The following is a 19,579-nucleotide window of genomic DNA, read 5'->3' as shown; positions in this document are numbered from 1 at the left end:
AACTTACCTGCTGACTAACTTAAAACCCACATTAAAAAAGTAAATATTAACAATAAAAATTGGCGAGTTAACTCGCCAAACTTTTCAACTCTTGAACAAGAAACAAAACAATCTCAATACCAATTAACACGATAATAATCCATTCTAAAAATGATGAATGTTGATGCTTTTGTTCAGCCGCTAACATTTCAAATAGTTCATGAATGGTCGAGAGCTTTTTAGATAATAATTCCACGCGTTGATGAATATCCATATAACGCGCCATACGTTCGTAAGTCGCTTCATATTCAGGGTATTCCCAAATAAAATCTGGGGTATCAAGTAATCCATAATGTAAAATAATATCGCTTTTAGTACTCAGTAGCGTACCTCTAATTTTAGCGATTTCTTTTTGGCTAATTGATATTTTACCTAATTTAGCCAATTCTTCAGGAATATGAGAATAATCCATTATTTTATTTTGCGCTTGAAGTTCAAATTCCATCAACTTGTTAGATTGCGCTAACGCATGGCTTATCGCCAGACGTGTCAACGGATCGTTATCAGGTAGTACTATGGTATCTTTTTTAATGATCAGTTCATTAGAAAAAGTAAAGCGTAAATGTTCTTCAATATTTTCAATGTAAGGGGTGTTATCACTCTTAAGTCGGTTGATTAATACTTGACGTTCACCTGCGGCTACCGCCCAAAAAACCACTACACCATAGTCAAATATCCAATACTCTCCCGTTGCCACGATTATTTGTACAGCGTCTCTATAACGAGTACCGCCTTCAAAAAAGCGTTTATCTATATTCGATTTTTCTGATAAAAAATTATCGCCAAAATTATAAACTGATAATTTATCGTCGCTAAAAATGACTTCATTACCTGCCATTAAGTTACTCATGATTGCTCTTATAAGTGGTTGTCTGATTTTTATTCGATTTAAAATACATTAAAAAATTTAGTCACTAGTGATCAACAAAAAAGTTTTATTGATGAACACTAACTAAATTTGCTAGATTCTGCGCCATTAATAGAAATACTCAATATCAATTTTTTAATCAGTCTGATAAAAAAATTGATATCGTTTAGTTGTTTACCGGCGCATATAATGGCGATAAACTTGCTCTATTTGAGTTAATATTTTTAGCTTTAAAAATAAAATAGGACTTAAACTAAGCGGAAGACACAAGCGAAATGAATATCTGCTGGGAGTTTTGCAAGAATGGTTAAAAGATGTAGTGATTTTTTAATTTGTAAAAAGAGGATGTTCTTTGTAGGTTAAATTAACAGCAACAACTTGGTTGCTACTGCACGTTATAATAAATTAAATGTCAGCGTTTACTTGCAGCGAAAGTAACTAGAAAAAGTATTAGTCTTTAATTTATTTAAGCCTTCCTCTAGTGCCTCTGATTTCATTTTTGCTCATTTTTTTTAAAATTTCGTTTTCAATATCAATTCCTTGCCAATGGGAAATATCTAGCACTCTTAGGATAATATCGGCAAGCTCTTCGCCAAAGGCATCACTAGGTTTTTCGTGCCGACATTCATTAATAGCCTCACCGACTTCTGATGCAACAAGGGCTAATGCTTCTAGCGTTGTTTTATTATGCCAACCCATTTTTTCTACCCAAAGATAGTTCTTCTCTGCTATTTCGTTAATCTTCATTTTTTTCACTTATTTTTTTAAATTTGTCTTTTATCGTACATATTTAGTACTTACAGTTGCCAACTCGCATCTGGTCGCCAATTGTTGACCCATGCTGGCACATCATGCGCTGGCATAGGTTTGGCTATGCCATAACCTTGTGCCAAATTACAGCCTAGTTGCAACAGCGCCTTACCATGTTCAATCGTTTCAACACCTTCAGCAATAACTTCACGTTTGAATGATTTAGCCAAGGCGATAACACCTTCAACAATGGCAAAATCATCGGTATCGATCAGCATATCTCGAACAAAGCTTTGATCTATCTTAATTAAGTTTGCGGGTAACCGTCTCAAGTAAGTTAAGGAGGAATACCCCGTGCCAAAATCATCTAAGGCAAAGCTTACGCCTAATGCGATACACTCCAGCATGGTTGTTGAGACATGATGAACATCATCTAAGGCACTGGTTTCCAGTACCTCTAGTTCTAAATAACAAGGTTTAACATTAGGGTGCGCTGCTAGTAAAGTTGTTAATCGCTGAGTAAAGTCAGGCTGTTGTAATTGAACCGCGGCAATATTTACGCTAATGCTAACTGGAAGGTCGAGACCCAATTTTTGCCATTGGCTTATTTGTGTTAGTGCGGTATCAATAACCCATTCGCCCATTTCGATACTCATCGGATTATTTTCAATAATAGGCAAAAAGTCGATGGGATTTAATAACCCTCTGTAGGGATGTTGCCAGCGGATAAGGGCTTCAACACCAATCACTTTCCCTGTTTTCATATTAACCTTGGGCTGATAATAAAGCACAAATTGCTGGTTATCGAGTGCACTGCGAATGGCCTCAAGGCTTTCCTGTTGTGTTTTAACCGCATCATCTTGCGCAGTATCAAATAAGTGATAACGATTTTTACCTGATTCTTTAGCCACATACATGGCTTGGTCAGCATGGCGCATAAGTTGGTCAGCATCAACGCTGTCTTGTGGATAAAGTGTTACACCGATACTGGTTGATACATTTAACACGATGTTACTAACGGTCACTGGCTCAGATGCGGCTAATAACAAGCGATCTAATATCGGCTCACAGTCTTCAACCTTTGTTAAATTAGTTAATACCGCAACAAATTCATCACCACCGATACGGGCTAAAGTATCACCTTCGCGAAGTGCCGTTTTCATTCGTATGGAAATTTCAACCAGCAGTTCATCACCCACATCATGACCATGCTCATCATTAACAAGTTTAAAGCCATCTAAATCTAAAAAGACCACGGCGAGTGTTTGCATATTGCGGCTACACTGCAACATAGATTGAGATAATCGGTCAGCCAGTAGCACCCGATTCGGTAAGTTAGTCAGTACGTCATAATGGGCAATATGCTCTAACTGAGTTTGATGTTCTTTCATTGGAGTGATGTCAGTAAATAAGCCAACATAGTTACTTATTTGACCATCAACATCTTTAACTGAACTAATATTAAGCATTTCAGCATGAATTTCACCGTTTTTACGACTGTTCCATATTTCACCAGACCACGCCCCTTTACTCTGCAGCACTTGCAAAATCTCGCTATAAAACTCGGCAGGGTGTATTCCTGATTGTAAAAAATTCGGCTTCTGTCCAATCGCCTCAACAGCGCTATAACCAGTTGAAGTGACAAAGGTATTATTGACATTAATAATGATCCCTTTGGCGTCGGTTATCATGATGCCTTCACCGGCATGAGTAAAAACACTGGCAGCGAGTTTTAATTCTTCTTCGGCTAGTTTTCGTTTGGTAATATCATTAATGACACCGACGATAAAATAGTCACCTTTACCATCTATGAAGCGATTCTTTCTAGTTAATATAACTCTAGTTTCTGAGCCATTAATCGTCAGGGTTTCTTCACTTAAAATCGCTTCCCCTTTATCCAGTACTAACCTATCAATTGCTAAAAAATGATCACGCTCGCTTGGAGGTACTGTTTCAGCGAGTGTTTTTCCGATGATTTCGTTTCTAGTTAAGTTAAAAACCTGGCAAAAAGCATCATTAACGAGTAACAATCGACATTCATTATCCTTTACGAATATAGGATCGTCGTGATTATTAAAAACCACATCGAGATACATCTCTATATCATGGGAATTTACTTCGAATTGATCTAACGCTGTAGTATTTTGATCCTGTTCAAACACCATTTAACATAGTTCCTTGTTGGACAATTCAAGCAAAAGGTATTCAATAACACTACCGGAAGTTGCAAGTAATACACTTTACTATACGTTTATTTTATATCGATATTGGAGACTTCGCCTGCCCAAATATTGCACTTGAGACTCTTTAGGCAACCTTGATTGTTTCAAGGCAAAGTGTTTTAAATATAAGGTTAGGCTAAAGGGATGTCAAGTGCGCAGATACTCGCCAGTTTATTGACTGGCCAGCGGGCGATCCCTTAGAAAAGTAAAAATTGTTTTATTAAAATATAATTATTTTAATAAAACAGAGCGTAATTCGAGCTATTTTTCTGCGAACGAGGTTAAGTGCTTAGTGACCTTAGTGACCTTAGTGTACAGGTCTATCTTGAACAATAATAAAAATCACAACCTGCTGACTAACTGTGATCCTTATGTTGCCACTCTATTTAAAGCAAATAGCTATTTTATTAGCTTTGCTTGCTCTTGATAATGTTTAAGTATCGGTAGCCAATAGCCAAAGCCCCACAGCATGGTTTGTAGAAAATTCATTTCTGACTTACTGTGATTTTTAAAATTAGCTTTCATCGCAAAAAACTCAATAAAGTGCACTAAAAGAACAATAATAGCTAAGGCTAACAGATAAAATTGATATTCTGTAGGTAAAGGTGATATCGAGAATAGACCTAGCAAGGCTAATATCCATAAAACGGTAAGTGACATTTTAAGCATAATTATAATGGTACTGAGCATTTTTTTCTCCTCATTAATTGACTAACATCATCTCTGCCGCTTTTTCTGCGATAGCCATGGTCGGTGCGTTTGTATTACCACTGATAAGTGTTGGCATAATAGAAGCATCAATAACCCTGAGATTAGTAATACCGTGGACTTTCAATTTATTATCAACCACAGCCATTTCATCGTTACCCATTTTACAGGTACCCACTGGATGATAAACTAAACCTAAGCGTTCTTTGGTTTTAGCAAAAATTTGTTCATCACTTTCAAACGCATTTCCTGGATGCATTTCATTATCATAATGCTCAGCTAATGCCGGTGCGCTTAATATTTTGCGCAATTGACGCATACCATTAATGAGCACCGCTTTGTCCTTTCCATTAACATCAGAAAAAAAGTTAAAATCTATCTCTGGCGCATCTTGATAGTTGGCTGACAATAACGATACGGTTCCGGTACTTTCTGGGCGCAAAATACAAACATGACATGAAAAGCCATGTTGTGATAACAGCTTCAAGTCTCTGCCATTATCATCAAATAACAAAGGCAGCATATGTAATTGAATATCAGGTCTATCTTCATTGTCATTCGATTTAATAAAGCCCCCCGCTTCTAGAATACTATTAGCAAGTTTACCTTTTTTACTGGTGATATATTTAAGGGTATCTGGCAGCATTTTTAGCAAACCGGTAACTGACAGTGTAAAACCGTCTGTTTTTTTGCTTTTAACTAATATGCAGGCGTCGACATGCTCTCGTAAGTTTTTGCCAACACCTTTCAATTCATGCAAACACGCTATGCCATGCTGGTCGAGTTCATTTTTATCACCAATGCCTGATAACATTAATAACTGTGGTGAAGCGATACTACCGCCACTTAACAGCACTTCTTTTTTAGCCGTTAATATACTTTTTGTACCTTCAATATAAACCTCAACACCATAGGCTTCTTTATCTTTTAGGAGCACTTTGCTTACCTGTGCACCAGTGAACACGCTAAGGTTAGGCCGAGACATCACCGGCAGTAAATACGCATGGGCGGCAGAGCATCGTTTACCTTCTTTTATGGTGCACTGGTAATAACCAACACCTTCTTGGTCAGCACCATTGAAGTCATCAGTCACTTTAAAACCAGCCTGTTGGCTTGCTGTAATATAACGCTTACTAATGTCATAAAGAACAGGCCGTGAGGTAACCTGTAATGGTCCTTTACTACCATGAAACTCACTTTCGCCAAGACTATTGGTTTCCGACTTTTTAAAATAAGGCAAGATATCACTAAATGCCCAACCCTCATTACCGAGTGCTGCCCAATGATCATAGTCTTGTTTTTGTCCACGTATATAAAGCATGGCATTGGTCGCTGAACTGCCGCCTAAGCCTTTGCCACGCGGCACAAAAAGTGGTTTGCCATGACGAATATCATTTTTAGCTTTAGCATTAAAGCTCCAATTGAATTTTTTCAAAAACATAAAAGCTGAAAATGCTCCTGGCGTATTGACTAACATACTATTGTTATCGGTACCGGCTTCTAATAAACAGACGGTGAACTTACCATTCTCAGTTAATCGGTTCGCTAACACACAACCTGCTGAGCCTCCGCCAACAATAATATAGTCAAATTCATTACCGATATTTTTTTTAATATTCATAATAAAACGCTCTTAATTTATTTTATGCTATTACGGAGTAGCAATGTTGAACCAGAAAGGAAAATCATCCATCATCATCAGCAACTGACCAAATACCTTGCCATTACCATCGAGCTTCATCTTGCCTGATTTAACCAGTTGCCCAAATGATTGTTGTTTTAACAACAAAAGATTTAAATCTTTGCGATTAATCGTGACGGTTAAATCTGCCTGTGCTGCTTGAATATTTTCAATATTATTTAAATGTGCATTGCTCAGCTCAACTAAGAATTTTTCATTACGGTCTGGGAAGACAAAATTAATTTTAAAGTGGTGCGCCAATGCTTTATCGGTGTTTAGACGCACCCCCAAAAAATCAAAAATTAATTCACTGCTCATCGATTTGATCATATCAGGGCCAGCTTTAGTGGCTTTTGCTGCTTTAGGTATGCCGTGGCGCAGTTCAAAAGCAGCAGCTAAATAACTATTACGCCAACCGGCATTCTCAGCTTGATAACCCAATTGCTCTAAGGTGTCAGCTTGAAGATACTTTGCTTGTTCATTTTCTGGTTGAGCAAAAATCAAATGATTAAGCAACTCAGCCACCCAGCGATATTCACCGTTATTAAAGGCTATATTTGCTTGAGATAACACCTGTTGTGCGCCGCCCATTAATTCAATATATTTGCCTGAAGACTCTGCTGGACTCAATTTATTAAGGTTGGCGGGATTTGCATCATAAAAGCCTAAGTATTTATTAATAATACCTCTAACATTATGAGAGTAAGAACCATGGTAACCGCGGTTATACCATTGATGCGCTAAGACATCAGGAACCGCTAGTTGGTTGTGTATCTCATTAATGGTGACACCCTTATTAGCAAGATTTAAGGTTTTATCATGTAAGTATCCATACATATCACGCTGTTTTTTTAAGACTTTAATAATGTATTCTTTACCCCACCTTGGCCAAGAATGCGAAGCAAACATTACCTCACTGTCATGAGCGAAACGGTATATCACTTTATTGATAAACTTACTCCACGCCTGTGAGTCACGTACTTCAGCACCACGTAAGGTATAAATATTATGTAATGTTCCAGTGACATTTTCAGCTAACCAAAGGGTTTTAAACTGTGGGAAATAAGTATTCATTTCTGCTGGTGATTCTGTGCCTGGAGTGTTTTGCATGACCATTTCAATGCCATCAATAATCAGGGTTTCTTCATCAGCCAATATTTCTCTACTCGGTGCAATTAAATCGATATAACCTGTCGATAGCCCTTTACCAATCGCAGCGTCGACTTGGCCTTTAGCCCCTTTAGCAAGTGCATTACCATATTGATAAGTAGCACGGCGTGTCATCGCATTACCCGCTAATATATTCTCTTTAATCGCGTGTTCCATAAAACCACGTGGGGCGATAATTTGCACTTCCCCTGAATCAACTTGCGCTTGACTAACAACGCCTTTAATACCACCAAAGTGATCGGCATGGGCGTGACTGTATATAACCGCCTTTACCGGAAATTTTCCAAGCTCTGCTGTTACTAGTTTAAAGGCCGCTTTAGAAGTCGCCGCAGTAAGTAAGGGATCAAAAATAATCCAACCACTGTCACCTTTAATAAAGGTAATATTGGCAAGATCATAACCTCTAACCTGATAAATCCGCTCAGTGACTTGATATAAGCCATAAGTCATATTTAGTTTAGCTTGGCGTAGCAAACTGGGATTAACGGTATCGATATTATTATCATCAAGTAAAAATTTATAATTACCTAGCTCCCAAACAACATTGCCCTGCTCATCTTTGATGAGTAATTTTTCTGGCCGTTTTATTAAACCTTTTTCAGCTAAAGAAAAATCAAGTTTATCGCTAAAAGGTAGGCTTTCTAGTAATTCATTTTGGAGAGCCAGAGTATATTTACTGGCAGGTTTTAACGCAGTATCGGCATGAGCAGAACCTATCGAAATGAACAGCAGGCAATATAAAAGTCCAAAAAATGAAAGGCCTTGCTTTAACATGATTTTTCTCCCTTAATATTTTACTAAAAAGCTGATTAATATTGACTAACATTGATGAAAAATAATGCATTAAAAATATTAACCAGCTAGCTTAATTTTACATAAATTAACGACCTAAACGTCTTAATGCTGAAGTAGAAAAGTCTTTTCTTTTAACTTTTTCTCCCCAAACCATAAAGGTTGGCTCTTCATTACTTAAACCGGTAACTAAGTATCGTCCAGAGTTTAAGTCATGTAAGGTTTCAGCAACCATCCACGGTGTATCAACATCATAAAATTGAATGTTATGTGCTTCTGATAATTTCCATAACTCGCCGCGGCCATCATATTGATCAATAACAGATGCGCCCCAAGTATCTTCATCAATAAAGAAAGTACGTTTTGCATAAATATGTCTAGCACCTTCTTTTAATGTTGCCTCTACTTGCCAAACACGGTGTAATTCATATCTTAAGTGCGCAGCATTAAGGTGACCTTTTTCTATAATGTCTTCATATTTAGCTGTCGTATCAAGTAAATTATAAGAGTTATATGGAATATAAAGCTCTTTTTTACCAATTAATTTCCAGTTGTAACGATCTGGCGCACCATTGTACATATCGTAGTTATCGGTCGCTCTTAAGCCGTCCGTTCCAGCACCCGGTCCATCATAGGCCACATTAGGTGCACGACGAACACGACGTTGACCTGCGTTATAAACCCAAGCTTTACGGGCTTCTTTAACTTGATCGATCGTTTCATGAACCAATAATGCTGTGCCAGTTAAGCGCGATGGTGCGGTAATTTGTTGTAAGTAATAAAACAAAATATTGGCATCTTTTTTATCATCACGTCCCCCTTGTAAAAACTCTGGCCACACTAATTGATCATTCATTTTAACCGGTACAAATGAACCATTAGCTTGCACTGGAATAGTGGTTAAGAAACGTTTAGCCGTGCCGCCACGATAACGGGTTATATGATTCCAAATAACCTCTGAACCATTTTCAGCAAGCGGAAACGGGATCGTAGTTTTAAAATTAGCGATACCATTACCTGACTGCACTAATTCAGCGGTAGTGGCATTTTTCTTAACGATGTCGTAAAGCTCATTTGAGTAAGCTGCAGTTCTTCTTGTTTTATAAATAGGCATTTTATAGTCTGCATATTTTTCAAACATATTGATTTGACCGGCACTTAAATTAGCTTGGTAATCGCTAAAGTTAGCACTCGTAATTTCAAACAAAACCTTATCTTCAGTAAACGGGTTAGCCGGACGGCCTGAATCTGCACTTTTTGTGGTATTTTTACTGGTCAGCCCTCCGGTCCATGCGGGAATCGTTCCAGCAGCATTTGCCGCCATTTCAGCACCTAAAGGTGTTAAATTTTTACCTAATTGTTCTGCTTTTTCTGAAGTTACTTTTGCAAAGACAGCGCTGGTCGCTAGTGATAACATCAGTAAACTTGCTGTTGTAATATATTTTTTCATCATAATTCTCTTAATGTTTTGTAATATAATTAATATGAAATGCCAAATGACAGCGAGACGAGATCTTTATCTTCTAAATTACTGTGACTACCACCTGAATAGTTGTTGTAACCTAACGTCATGGTATATTTTTGTTGATAGGAAGCTTCTAAAGAAAAGCCTAAGTTTTTACGACCTTCATGAAATTGTTGGCCTGGGTCTGGCGAATATCCACTAACATCATGAGCCCAAAAAACGCTAGGTTTTAATGATATACCGGCATAAACATCGCTATAATTAAATATCGCTTTCATTCGATAGCCCCACGCATTGTCACTGACAAAACCATCTGATTGACAATCCCCTGATAAGGCACCGGCAGCCACTAAGTTAGTGCAGTTAAAGCCACCACCAGCATCAAAGTCACCTAAACCAAACACTGAATTACGCCCATAATGTTGGTCTGAGTCTTCAACACCATCGGTTAAAATAACCCCCACTTCGGCTATAACGGTAATGCGAGAAGCACCTAAGGTATTTTCAAAAAATTGAATAGCCGTCATTTGTAATTGGGTAACATCAAATTCATCCCAACCTTTTACTTGTTCACCATAACCAACAGCGGTAACTCTTGGGCTAAAGCGTAAAACAGGTGATTCAGATAACGCGCCATTTAATATTTCAGGACCACTGATTTGAATAGGGGTATCGGGCTTATAAGAAACTTCGCCTGATAAAGCCACACCGGCAATATTTGTGGCAAAGCTGGCTCCAAAAAACTTTAAATCTTCAGGAAATTCAATGTTGTAACCAGGATTGAGTGCGGCTAAAGCCCCCCCTGTTGGATCTAATGCTTTAGGAACAAAAACGGGTGTTGGACTTCCCGTTGCTAAAGGGACACTGGTACGAATAGCGTTGATTAAAGGAACACGAGAATGAATATTCATATAATAAAAACCAAACTCGGTGTCATTTAGTTCTTCTGCATAATAACGCGCAGCAACACCATATTGACCACCGTCATCGGGCTCTACATCAGCTTGTCGCTCTGCAGCAAAACCTGCTGACAAACCCGCTTGATCTCCAAAGGGACCAATAGAAACGAAGTTACAGCCACTTGCCGCAAAGTCTGCGCCAGAGAAATAAGTACCACAGCCATCAATTTGGGTTTTTTCCCATTCATATTGATAAAAGGCTTCGATACTTAATTTTTCTGTTAAACCTAAATTACCGTAAAGCATACCAACCGGTAAAATACCTTCTTTTAAGGTTGCTCCCGGGCGACGTAATGCCGGAACATCAAAAGGGTTAGATGAGTTCATTCCCCCTTGAATAAAGGTACTTTCACCCCAGCTTACCACTTGGCGACCTAGACGAATATCGAGCGGAGACTCACCCAAATCAAATGAGCCATAGATATAAGCATCAAGTAAAGTGATCCCTGAAAATTTAGTATTATTTTCAAAGCCATCATCACTAAGCGGGGTATTTGGCGTGAAACCATTATTAGAATTACCATGAAGAACGTCGCCGTCTTTAAGCGCATAATCATACCAATATTTCACACGTACAAAAGCGCCGAAATCACCTTGGCTTAGTTGAAGATCATGTACACCTTTAATTATTTTTGAATACGCATCATGCTTGGCGTAATTTAAATTGCCATCATCGGTGGTCGATGTAAAACCAGTACCACCATTAGTTTTACCAATAAAACGAGGGTCGGCATCCCCTAACCTCCAACTTGCACCAATATCTAGTTGAGAGTTTATTTGCAGTAGAATGTCATTGTCTTCACCAAAATTAAAGTCTGCGGCGTGCGAAGATGATGCACCCAGCGCCATAGCAACAACCAGAGCTATTGGTTTGATTTTACAGTTATTATTTAGCATATTATTCGCCTGTTATTATCGTTGTAATAGGTAATGTAATATTTCTTCCCTGATCACATTACGCCAATCAATAGATTAATATTTCGCTAAATGTGCCAACCTATTGTCATTTCGTGCAAAACCCGTACAGTGGTACAACTTCAAAAGGTTAGGCAACGCAATGCAAGATTATTATTCAACATTAACCGGCTGGATGATCCCTATATCAAGGGCTATGGAGGCACATGGCATTGATGCAATAAAGGCATTAGAAGAATGTAATATTTCTTTGGACGCCGTAAGTGATCAAGAATCTCGTATTGCTGCAGAGAAATTCTCTTTACTCATTGAGCACTGTAATAAGAAACTAGCTCGTCATGATTTTTCTGTTTTAATTGCAGAGCAATTTCACCCAGGAATATTTCATGCTCTGGGTTATGCCATGATGTCTTCAAACACTTTACACGATGCATTAGAGCGTATAGCTCATTACAAGCGAGTCGTTTCGAACTCTTGTCAACTGATTAACCACGAGATTAATGAACAATTAGTCTTTGAAATGAACATATTTACGTATGAATCAACCAACAGGCCTGTATTGTCACAAGAGATCGTTGAGACATTTTTAGCAACTATCGTCCGGTTTTCTCGGGAGCTTGTCACGTTAGACTTTGCTCCTGAAAAGGTCTGTTTTGCCTACTCAAAGCCGAACTATAATTTATCTTATCTAGATGATTTTTTTAATTGTAAGGTAGAATTTGATAGCCATCACACTGCCATTGTCTTTAATCTTAAACAAACAAAAGAAAAATTAATGTGTGGTAATCCATTAATAACCCATAGTCATGAGAAAATGCTTGATGAGTTTATGGCAAGAGTTGATAAGAGTGATTTAAGTCATGTCATTAAAAATAAAATTTTTGAATTATTGCCCCTTGGTGCGCCATCACAAACTGAAATAGCCGAATATCTAGGGATGAGCTTACGCAATTTACAGCGCAAGTTACATGACCAAGGCACAAGTTATAAAGAAATATTAGAGAGTACTCGCAAAAAATTAGCCATGAATTACATTGTTCAAAAACATTTAAGTCTCAGTGAGATTGGCTATTTGGTTGGTTTTTCAAGTGTTGGCAACTTTAATCGCGCTTTTAAACGATGGACAAATCAAACACCTGGTGATTACCGACACAACAAAACATAATAAAGGCGTATTTACCCCCCTTCATCGCCTTTAAATTAATAACAAAACGTCACGTGTTGCAAAGATAATCATTTGGCACGTTTAACACCTCTCAAGTCAGCGTTGTTCATTAATACTAATAAGCATAACTTTTTACTTATTAGGTTTTCTATGCGCACACCTTATATTGCCTTTAGCATAACAAGTGTAATGCTTGTTACTTTACTTGGTTCATTACTTACTCTGGCTCAAGCAAAAAACTCCGCAGACTTATTGGCATTACCCGCCCAAAAAAGCGCTTTGGCAAGTCAAAGTGTACTTATGGCAATGACGCCAAACAATGGCAGTGTGCTGGTGGTTGGAGAACGAGGCCATATTATTAATTGGCAAAATAGCAATAACTGGCAACAGCAACAGTCTCCTGTCAGTGTTGCTATTACTGGGGTAACAATATTATCTGACGGCAGTAAAATAGCCGTTGGGCATGATGGTGTTATTCTCAAAGCAAATAGCGATAGCACAACTTGGCACAAAGTATTTACCGGTGTTGAATTAATCAAACTTAAAATAGAACAGGTAAAGCAACAATATCAAGACTTACAACAGCTGATAAAGCAAACGCAAGATGAAGATGAACTAGAGGAATTAACCTACCAGCTAGAAGATTTGGCCTTTGCGATTGAAGATAATCAGTTAGAATTAATATCAGGGCCAAATAAACCGCTGCTTTCTGTTACTCACACCTCAAATGATACCTTATTTGCCTGTGGCGCCTACGGTACCCTCCTCACGAGTACAGACAAAGGAGAAACGTGGCAGTTAATCAATAATCAACTTGATAATCCTGACAATTATCACCTTAATGCGGTGATAGCTACAGTAGATGATGAACTCTATCTTGTCGGTGAAAATGGCTTAGGTTTTAAATCTCATGATGTAGGACAAACTTGGTCAGTAATGACACTCCCCTATTCTGGTAGCTTATTTGGCATTATCGCTAACACCAATAATGTTGATAAAAGAGCCGCTAACGGTAGCCATTTCATTGATAACAAAACACAACTTGTCGCTTTTGGCTTGCAAGGAAACTTGATGATCTCCCTTGATGGTGGCACGTATTGGCAGCATGAAAAATTACCTAATGGTATCAGTTTACTTGGCGGTAACTTCTCTAAGCAGGGCAACGCTTACTTAGTGGGACATGGCGGTTTAATTGTCAGTTTCTCGCCTGAAAACCTAGCGTTATTAAACATTAAAAAGCACCCTTCAGGCGCCGCATTCTCTAGTATTTTAGTTAAAGAAAACTCATTAATTCTTGCTGGCCAATTCGGCATTACCCAATGGCCAATTAAGGAATAGGGAAAAACTTATGTCTACTGATAAATCGACACATACACCGAGCAAATTAGCACAAAAAATAGAGCAATTTATTTTTAGTCATCGTGCACTATTGATGACGATAATCGTTATTTGTATCACCCTGTTAACCCTACAAGCAACTAAAGTTAAACCTGAAGCTAGTTTCACTAAAATGATCCCCGGCTCGCACACCTATGTTAATAATTTTTTAACCTACAAAAAAGAACTCGCTGATTTAGGTAATGTCATTCGAATTGTCGTTGAAAACAAAAAAGGGGATATTTTCAACGCTGACTTTCAAGAAACCTTAAAGCAAGTAACCGATGAAGTTTTCTATATCCCGGGGATAAGTCGAGATGGTTTAAAATCATTATGGACACCCAATGTTCGCTGGCAAGAAGTCACTGAAGAAGGTTTTGTCGGCGGTGCGGTAATTCCTGATGGCTATAATGGCACGACAAAAATGATTGAACGCGTTAAAGCTAACGTTTTTAAGTCGGGACAAATTGGCGTACTGGTCGCTAATGACTTTCAATCCGCTATTATTTTAGCGCCATTACAAGACATTAATCCTGAAACAGGCTTACCACTCGACTACCGAGAGTTATCAAGCGTTTTAGAAGAGAAGATAAGAGACAAATACAGCAGTGACGATGTCACGATACGCATTGTTGGCTTTGCAAAAGTTGTTGGTGATTTAATCGATGGCGCCTTACAAGTTGTTGCTTTTTTTGTCTTAGCCGTTGTTATTACTTTTGTACTACTTTGGCTGTATTCGCGTTGTTTACGTAGCACAATATCAGTGTTGGTATTTTCAATTTTTGCCGTATTTTGTCAATTAGGTATTTTAAATTTACTGGGCTTTGGCATTAATCCTTATTCTATGTTGGTGCCTTTTTTAGTGTTTGCTATTGGTGTCAGTCATGGTGTTCAAATTATTAATTCGATTATTCATCATAGCGTAACCGGCGCAGATAAAATTGACGCTGCCAAGCTTGCTTTTCGCTCACTCTATATTGCTGGCATTACCGCTTTAGTCAGTGATGCTATCGGTTTTACCACTTTAATGGTCATTGACATAGAGGTAATACGAGAGTTAGCCATCGCCGCTAGTATTGGTGTTGCAATCATTATTGTTACTAATTTAATCGCCTTACCAATATTAATGAGTTATATCGGTGTTTCTCCAGCGGGTCTTAAATATGCACAAAAGTCAGCTCATAACACAGGTATAGTCGAAAGCTTATTTAAAAACTTTGCTAAGCCTCCACTAGCAAAAGTAGCTTTAGCTGTTGGTCTTGGCTGCTTAATCCTTGGTTTGTATTTTTCACAATCAATGAAAATTGGTGATTTAGATGCAGGCGCTCCAGAGTTAAGACCTGACTCTCGTTATAACCTTGATAACGCTTATATTGTTGATAATTACAGCACCAGCACAGACTTATTTGTCATTATGGTCAAAACAGAGGTCGAGCAGTGTGCTCAATATCAAACCTTGGTTTGGGTCGATCAATTCCAATGGCAATTACGCAATGTTGCGGGTGTTCAGGCGGTTAAGTCTGTCGCCGATGTTTCAAAATTTGGCCTGTTTGGCATGAATGAAGGTTCTTTAAAATGGTATGGCTTAAACCGTAATCAATTAATGACCAATGCTTCATTGTCTAAAACACCACAAGGGTTGATGAATAAAGACTGCTCTATGGTGCCCGTGCTGGTTTTTCTCAAAGATCATAAAGCACAAACCCTAGATAATGTCGTTAAAGCAGTAGAAAAGTTTAATCAAGAAAATCAAATTGACGGTATAGAATTTTTAATGGCAGCAGGCAATGCAGGCATAGAGTCAGCCACCAATATGGTTATCGAAGAAGCACAAACTGAAATGCTCGTTTGGGTTTATGCCATTGTTATTATTATCTGTTTAATTACCTTTAGAAGTGGTCGCATTGTAATTTGTATCATTACTCCACTGATATTAACTAGCATTATGAGCCAAGGTTTAATGGGCGTATTAGGCATTGGCGTAAAAGTAGCCACTTTACCCGTTATTGCTTTAGGTGTCGGTATCGGTGTTGATTATGGCATTTATATCTTTAGTAAAGTTAAAGAAGCGCTAGGCCAAGGTAAGTCATTATACATGACCTATCGCTACGCATTAAATCAAACCGGTAAAGCCGTTGCCTTTACGGGGATAACCTTAGCTATTGGTGTTGCTACTTGGGTTTTTTCACCAATAAAATTTCAAGCAGATATGGGTATATTACTAACCTTTATGTTTATTTTTAACATGTTAGGCGCCCTAACGCTGATCCCTGCCATTGCATGGCTGCTCAATATAGGCTCTCACAGGAGTAAGAAATAATGACAACAATAACAACACAACTAGCACTTGATGATACCTTTTTACAGCAAAAGCAATATTTTGCTAACAACACTTACCCAAGCTATGACAAGCGTATTAGTGACTTAAAAAAATTGAAAGCCTTAATGATAAATAATCAACAAGCCTTTATTGATGCTATGAGTGATGATTTTGGTCATCGCAGTACCGAAGATACAAAAATTGGGGATATTCTCACCACTGTCATGGGTATTAATTACAGCATTAAACACCTAAAGAAATGGATGAAACCTGAAAAAAAGCATATCGGTATATTATTTCAACCGGCAAAGGGTGAAGTGGTTTATCAACCTAAAGGTGTTATTGGTATCATAGCGCCATGGAATTATCCGGTTTTTCTAGCTTTTGGACCATTAACTGCTGCCTTGGCTGCAGGTGATACCGCTATGATAAAAATGAGTGAATACACCCCAAAAACGAATCACTTATTAGCAAAGCTGATTACCGAAACCTTTCCTGTTGAACAAGTCGCCATTGTTTGTGGCGAAGCTGCCATGGCGGCGGCATTTTCAACGTTAGTTTTTGATCATTTATTTTTCACTGGCTCTACCGCCGTTGGTAAATTAGTGATGAAAGCCGCGGCTGAAAATTTAGTCCCGGTCACCTTAGAGTTAGGTGGCAAATCACCAACTATTATTGATGACGACATAGATATAAAAACCGCTGTTAGTCGATTAATTCTTGGAAAAACCCTTAATTCTGGACAAACCTGTGTCGCCCCCGATTATGTCTTCTGCCCAGAAAATAAAGTAGCTGAATTGACCCAGGCTTTTCAAACCTACTATCAAAGTATGTACCCTAACGTTCAAGGTAATGATGACTGCACCGCTATAATTAACCCTGCCCAAAAGGCCCGCATTGATGGTTTGCTTGCTAATGCTAGCGAGCAAGGCGCCACTGTTACTTCCTTACAACCAAAAAGTAATAAGACTCAATCAAGAAAAATGCCGTTAACCTTATTAACTAATGTCAGCGACGATATGACCGTAATGCAACAAGAAATTTTTGGCCCGCTACTGCCAATAATAGCTTATAAAGACGTAAGCGAAGCGATAGACTATATTAACAGTAAGCCTCGTCCGCTTGCCTTGTATATTTGCAGTTTTAACAAGTCATTTCAGCAACAAGTTTTATTAAATACCCATGCAGGTGGCGTTTGCATTAATGATGCGGCATTCCATGTTGCTATTGATGATCTACCTTTTGGAGGCATAGGTGCATCGGGTATGGGGCAATACCATGGTAGTGAAGGTTTTAAAACTTTTTCTCATGGAAAGTCAGTATTATCGCGAGGAAAAATAAGCTTAGGCTCATTATTATTCCCACCTTTTGGTAAGAGAATTCATAAAATTTTATTTGCGTTATTTATACGCTAATTAATTTAGTTAGAATTAGTTTTACAATGTTAATCGCTTTACTTGTGTTAACTATTACTTTTTAAGCTCAAAACAACGCGTACTTAAGGAAATTACATGACTAAACCTTGGCTGATAAATTATCCAAAAAACGTCGAACAGCAAGTCGATTTAAACCGTTATGCCTCTTTATTAGAGTTATTTCACCAGACCACCACTAAATATAAGCCACAAACCGCTTTTAGTAATTTTGGCGCTGAACTCTCTTTTGAGCAAGTCGATGAACTGTCTCGCGACTTTGCCGCTTTTTTACAAAATAAATTAAACATTACTAAGGGCAAACGTGTCGCGCTGATGTGCCCAAATACTTTGGCTTTTCCAATAGCAATGTGGGGCATTATTCGTGTTGGCGGGGTGCAGGTAAATGTTAATCCTATGTACACCGCACGAGAACTTAAGCACCAACTTAATGATGCACAAGTCGACACTATTATTATATTTTCACCCTCAACAAAGATGCTCGCTGATATTATTGATACGACTGATATTAAACATGTAATTACGGTTAACTTAGACGATCTCGTCAATAAAAGCTTACCTTGTCAACCGGTTGATCAGCGGTTAACCACAACGATCCGCTTTACTGATGCCTTAATTCAAGGACAAAACCTCGCGTTGGTTGAACCGACCCTTTGCCAAGCTGATTTATTATTTTTACAGTATACCGGCGGAACTACGGGGTTATCTAAAGGCGCGATGCTTAGCCACGGCAATTTAATTGCTAATATTTTACAATTCGAAGAGTTTGCTAAAAATCATATTCATTACGGTAACGACGTTGTTATTACCGCCATCCCGATGTACCACATCTTTGCTTTAATGGCGAATACACTCAGCTACTTTTACTTTGGCGCCAAAAACGTTTTAGTGACTAATCCTCGAGATATGGCCAGTTTTGTAGATATATGGAAAAACACCGATGCAACTATGTTTACCGGGGTAAATACCTTATTTAATGGTTTATTACATACACCGGGCTTTGATCAAGTTGATTTTTCAGCATTAAAACTTTCTTTGGGCGGTGGTGCAGCAGTGCAACAAGCCGTTGCCGATAAATGGCAACAAGTTACCGGCGCTAGGCTGCATGAAGGCTATGGTTTATCTGAGACTTCACCTGTTTTGTCATTAAACTTTGGCACTGTTATTGATAACGAAACCGTCTACATACCAGGTATTGGCGTGCCATTACCTAATACAGATATTTCTATTCGAGACGATGATGGCAATATAGTATCGCAAGGCGAATCGGGTGAACTTTGTGCTAAGGGCCCACAAGTTATGCAAGGTTATTGGAACAATGCTCAAGCAAGCGACGAATGTATGACCCAAGATGGTTATTTTAAAACTGGCGATGTCGGTATACTTGACGACAAAGGTTTCTTTCATATTGTTGATCGTAAAAAAGATATGATTAATGTCTCTGGTTTTAATGTTTACCCTAACGAAATTGAAGCTGAAGTAGCTAAAATGGCTGGCATATTAGAATCAGCTTGTATTGGCGTAGACGATGATAAAACTGGCGAGGCGGTTAAACTTTTTATTGTAAAAGAAGATGAAAACATCACAGAACAAGATGTTATCAATTTCTGTCGCCAAGGACTAACGGCTTATAAAACCCCTAAACATGTCACTTTTATTAATGAAATCCCTAAATCAAGTGTCGGAAAATTATTGCGCAGAGAGCTAAGATAGAG

General features: G+C 38.3%; 13 protein-coding genes. 5 read left to right on the top strand and 8 right to left on the bottom strand.

Features of this window, described 5'->3' with window-relative positions:
* Positions 1-67: 67 nt before the first annotated feature.
* The 8 genes from H4J69_RS03665 to H4J69_RS03630 form a co-directional block, all read right to left on the bottom strand.
* Positions 68-889, bottom strand: a complete 822-nt coding sequence (locus H4J69_RS03665) for an RMD1 family protein (protein WP_259366312.1) — start codon at positions 887-889, stop codon at positions 68-70.
* Between the two features lie 480 nt (positions 890-1,369).
* Positions 1,370-1,654, bottom strand: coding sequence for a MazG nucleotide pyrophosphohydrolase domain-containing protein (locus tag H4J69_RS03660; protein ID WP_070374689.1), 285 nt, complete (start codon positions 1,652-1,654; stop codon positions 1,370-1,372).
* Positions 1,655-1,704: 50 nt separating this feature from the next.
* Positions 1,705-3,822, bottom strand: a complete 2,118-nt coding sequence (locus tag H4J69_RS03655; protein ID WP_182244521.1) for a bifunctional diguanylate cyclase/phosphodiesterase — start codon at positions 3,820-3,822, stop codon at positions 1,705-1,707.
* Between the two features lie 456 nt (positions 3,823-4,278).
* Positions 4,279-4,569 carry a DUF1145 domain-containing protein gene (locus H4J69_RS03650; RefSeq protein WP_182213449.1) on the bottom strand — a complete coding sequence of 97 codons (291 nt, stop codon included), beginning with the start codon at positions 4,567-4,569 and terminating at the stop codon, positions 4,279-4,281.
* A 13-nt stretch (positions 4,570-4,582) separates the two neighbouring features.
* Positions 4,583-6,208 (bottom strand): GMC family oxidoreductase, encoded by a 1,626-nt coding sequence (locus tag H4J69_RS03645; RefSeq protein WP_182213448.1) that lies wholly within the window; start codon positions 6,206-6,208, stop codon positions 4,583-4,585.
* Between the two features lie 30 nt (positions 6,209-6,238).
* The gene (locus H4J69_RS03640; RefSeq protein ID WP_182213446.1) at positions 6,239-8,212 is read right to left on the bottom strand and encodes an alkyl/aryl-sulfatase; all 1,974 of its coding nucleotides are present in this window, start codon (positions 8,210-8,212) and stop codon (positions 6,239-6,241) included.
* A 106-nt stretch (positions 8,213-8,318) separates the two neighbouring features.
* The gene (locus H4J69_RS03635; RefSeq protein WP_182213445.1) at positions 8,319-9,680 is read right to left on the bottom strand and encodes a DUF1329 domain-containing protein; all 1,362 of its coding nucleotides are present in this window, start codon (positions 9,678-9,680) and stop codon (positions 8,319-8,321) included.
* A 29-nt stretch (positions 9,681-9,709) separates the two neighbouring features.
* The gene (locus H4J69_RS03630) at positions 9,710-11,551 is read right to left on the bottom strand and encodes a DUF1302 domain-containing protein (RefSeq protein WP_182213443.1); all 1,842 of its coding nucleotides are present in this window, start codon (positions 11,549-11,551) and stop codon (positions 9,710-9,712) included.
* 160 nt (positions 11,552-11,711) lie between these two features.
* Between H4J69_RS03630 and H4J69_RS03625 the strand changes: the two genes are divergently transcribed.
* From H4J69_RS03625 to H4J69_RS03605, 5 genes are all read left to right on the top strand, one after another.
* Positions 11,712-12,734, top strand: a complete 1,023-nt coding sequence (locus tag H4J69_RS03625) for an AraC family transcriptional regulator (RefSeq protein ID WP_182213441.1) — start codon at positions 11,712-11,714, stop codon at positions 12,732-12,734.
* 150 nt (positions 12,735-12,884) lie between these two features.
* Complete coding sequence (locus H4J69_RS03620) at positions 12,885-14,072, top strand: YCF48-related protein (protein WP_182213439.1); 1,188 nt, start codon at positions 12,885-12,887, stop codon at positions 14,070-14,072.
* Positions 14,073-14,082: 10 nt separating this feature from the next.
* The gene (locus H4J69_RS03615; RefSeq protein ID WP_182213437.1) at positions 14,083-16,431 is read left to right on the top strand and encodes an RND family transporter; all 2,349 of its coding nucleotides are present in this window, start codon (positions 14,083-14,085) and stop codon (positions 16,429-16,431) included.
* Complete coding sequence (locus H4J69_RS03610; protein ID WP_182213435.1) at positions 16,431-17,846, top strand: coniferyl aldehyde dehydrogenase; 1,416 nt, start codon at positions 16,431-16,433, stop codon at positions 17,844-17,846. The genes H4J69_RS03615 and H4J69_RS03610 overlap by 1 nt, the downstream gene beginning before the upstream one ends.
* Before the next feature lie 96 nt (positions 17,847-17,942).
* Positions 17,943-19,577, top strand: coding sequence for an AMP-binding protein (locus tag H4J69_RS03605; protein WP_182213433.1), 1,635 nt, complete (start codon positions 17,943-17,945; stop codon positions 19,575-19,577).
* Positions 19,578-19,579: the final 2 nt, after the last annotated feature.

Origin of the sequence: Colwellia sp. BRX10-9 (assembly GCF_014077405.1) — a bacterium.
Taxonomy (GTDB): Bacteria; Pseudomonadota; Gammaproteobacteria; order Enterobacterales; family Alteromonadaceae; genus Colwellia_A.
Note: the sequence above shows the minus strand (reverse complement) of the source record. Positions and strands in the feature narration are given on the sequence as shown.